This is a genomic window from Hominisplanchenecus murintestinalis (assembly GCF_943193015.1).
Classification (GTDB): domain Bacteria; phylum Bacillota; class Clostridia; order Lachnospirales; family Lachnospiraceae; genus Hominisplanchenecus_A; species Hominisplanchenecus_A murintestinalis.
Genome location: NZ_CALPCM010000119.1, coordinates 1 through 1,265, shown reverse-complemented (window position 1 = coordinate 1,265; position 1,265 = coordinate 1). Strand labels below are relative to the sequence as shown.

2 protein-coding genes are annotated in these 1,265 nt (G+C 40.0%); both read right to left on the bottom strand.

Going from position 1 to position 1,265, the window contains the following annotated elements; genetic code table 11:
• Positions 1-216: 216 nt before the first annotated feature.
• Complete coding sequence (locus NFR99_RS15250; protein WP_251354082.1) at positions 217-387, bottom strand: hypothetical protein; 171 nt, start codon at positions 385-387, stop codon at positions 217-219.
• Between the two features lie 5 nt (positions 388-392).
• The coding region (locus NFR99_RS15245) for a phage minor capsid protein (protein WP_251354081.1) at positions 393-1,265 on the bottom strand (873 nt) is incomplete at its 5' end.

Below are 1,265 nucleotides of genomic sequence, written 5' to 3'. Positions count from 1 at the left end.
CCACGCACCTTTTAAGCCCTTGTCGTGTTTGGGGCATAAAAATAAGACGCTTCACCCCGCGTCCCAAAGGGAGATACTAGATCGCCTCCTATGTGCTGTTTAATAGTTTCATGACTGCCCCCCCCTTTTTTTTCTGCTGTAGTAGCACAGCGGCTAAAATGGGTATAAAAATACCACCTCATCATTTCTGACTGGTGGTTTTTAAATAAGTCTTTCTTATAATATTTTCATTCGTCCGACAATCCCTTTTCCGCATGTATCACACACAAAAACAGCTTCATTCTTCTTGCTAATCTTTCCACTTCCACAGAATGGGCAATCTATTTTTTCTCCCTTGCGAAGAGCTTCCATTCTCCGTAAATGTTCTTTAACTTTTTTATCTCCCACTCATATCACCTCCAAGGAAGTTCTTCATATACGGCGCTATTATTTACTGCTTTTATTATACCTTTAATTACTTCCGGTGTCAATTTAATACCTTCGTATTTTGCTTCTTCCAGAAAACATAAAACTTCTTCTTTTCTTGTTCCATTATGCCCCAGTTTATCGTGCATAGCTTCATGAACAATTGTTTTTGTGCTCTCCAGAATGGTCTTTGTCTTATCCGCATAAACATATATACATTTATCAATGGGATCGTATTCACCACATAATCTTCGGGGATTATCTACGTTGTACAATATGTAAATCGGTATATTTTTTTTCTTGATGTGATTATACGCATCTTTTCCAGTTTGATTTTCTTTAAGCTTTTTGATAATATTGCGCGGTCTTTGCACGTCGGTATTTTTACCATCATTTCTAGGTATTACGAATGATTCAAATACATCCTCATTTATCGGATATTTATATCTATTGGATATGTTTTCCCATTCCTTTTGCCTATCCGCATATCGTTTTTGGTTATCTTTATCCAGAGAGCACTCTTTTAATCTTTGAAATTTCTCTTGCTGGCGTTTAGCATATTGCCGCCTTGCTTCTTTTTGGTTTTCTTGCGCAAGAGCCTCCAATTCTTCTTTTGTCCACTTATCATCCGCCGTAGATACGCCAGGGAAATAAGTGGTGTGGCTGTCTCGGCACCTTGGATGATAAAGCCCCGCTGCCACCGCACTGCTCAACAGTGGATATCTGCCATCCTTCTGGCTTCCCCCGCTCCACACATCATCTATAAAAACTTTTCCACAGAATGGAAGGCACTTCGGGCAGGGATTTCCGCGTTTATTCACAATGACTGTTGATATCCCCCATTCCTGCCTCTTCTCCCC